The organism is Rudaea sp. (genome assembly GCF_036383415.1).
Classification (GTDB): Bacteria; Pseudomonadota; Gammaproteobacteria; order Xanthomonadales; family Rhodanobacteraceae; genus Rudaea.
Window position 1 is genome coordinate 1 of record NZ_DASVOK010000157.1, and the last position, 1,550, is coordinate 1,550.

Annotated in this window: 2 protein-coding genes; one reads left to right on the forward strand and one right to left on the reverse strand. The window is 66.4% G+C overall.

Translation table 11 applies throughout. The annotated features are described in order from the left end of the window. Positions 1 to 777, forward strand: a 777-nt coding sequence (locus VF497_RS06040; RefSeq protein WP_330886726.1) for a CBS domain-containing protein, incomplete at its 5' end; no start/stop codon positions are given. Between the two features lie 10 nt (positions 778 to 787). On the opposite strand, the gene VF497_RS06045 is transcribed toward VF497_RS06040, so the two are convergent. Next, a partial coding sequence (locus VF497_RS06045; protein WP_330886727.1) for a hypothetical protein occupies positions 788 to 1,550 on the reverse strand: 763 nt, incomplete at its 5' end.

Consider the following 1,550-nt stretch of genomic DNA (forward strand, 5'->3'; position numbering starts at 1 on the left):
GGCGCGCTCGGCGCGGCGGCCGGCATGCTCGTCGCACCATTGCTGCCGCGCCTCGGCATCGATCCGCGCATTGCCGGCTTGGTCGGCATGGCCGCGATGTTCGCCGGTGCCTCGCGCGCGGTGCTCGCCTCGATCGTGTTCGCGTTCGAGACGACTTTGCAGCCGGCCGGCTTGCTGCCGCTGCTCGGCGGCTGCTCGATGGCATATCTCGTGTCGTGCCTGTGCATGCGCCAGACGATCATGACCGAGAAGATCGCGCGCCGCGGCGTGCGTGTGCCGAGCGAATACGCGGCCGACTATCTCGATCAGGTGCTCGTGCGCGATTCGTGCTCACGCGATGTGACGGCACTGAACGCAGTGGACGAACTCGGCACGGTACGCCGTTGGCTCGCGTCGGGCGATGCCAAGGCACAGTTCCTTGGCTATCCCGTGCTCGACGAAGCCGGCAACCTGCGCGGCATCGTCACGCGCCGGCAATTGCTCGACGCGGAATCCGCTGACGACAAGCTCGTCGGCGAGCTGCTGGCCCAGCCGCCGATCATCGTCTTCGAGGACAACTCGCTGCGCGAAGCCGCCGACCACATGGTCGAGGAAAAAGTCGGCAGCGTCGCCGTCGTCACTCGCGAGGCACCGCAAAAAATCGTCGGCGTGCTGACCCGCGGCGATCTCGTCAGTGCGCACACACGACGCCTGAGCGAAGCGCGCGACGCAAACCGGCAGATTCGCGTCCGTCAGGCAATCCGCGATCGCCTGCGCAAGACGCCCGACAGCGCTTGAAACCTCCCGCCTAGGCGCCTTGCAAGACGGCCAGCCGGCGCTCGGCCGCGCGCTGTTCGCTGAGCGCATTGCGCCGACTCTGATCGAAGCTGCGCGTCACGATCAACTGGGCGATACGACCGCCGAACAGGCGCTTGCCGGTACGCAGGAAATGCGCGGTATGCATGTGGGCGAGGACGACGGCCTTGCCACAGAAGTACAGAGCCGCATAGAGCAGACCGATTTGGCGCGCGATGTCGATGCTCAGCGGCGGCAGCCACGACAGCCCCGAAACACCGCGCGTCTGCAGAAAAAACAGCAGCCCGCAGACAAACGCCACGAGCAGCGGTCCCGGGAACACGGCCAGCCCGAGCCAGTCTTCTGTGTCGTCCGCCGCGGCATCGAGTTGCGCTGCCGCGCGCTCCGGATCGCCGCGGAAAAACGCGACGTTGACCACACCGTCGGCGACGATGAGCGCGAGCGGCGGCAGAACCAGCTTCCACGTGTGCGCATCGGCGAGGATGGAAAAAATCTGCCGCTTGAAGGTAAAGGCGGCGAGCACCAGGCAAATGCCGGCAAGTATCAGCATCGACAGGAGGAAGAATTTCACCGCCTGCAAGGGCCCGCGGTACTCGTGCAGGGTGTCACGCAGGATGCGCAGCACGAGCACGCGCACGCCTTCGAACAGGATCAGCACGACGAGACCGTCCAGCCATTCGGCCGAATCGTCCCACTGCGGCTGCAGGGCCAGCCGGACCAGTCCGGCGACCACGAGCGCAGGCACGAGCAGGGTC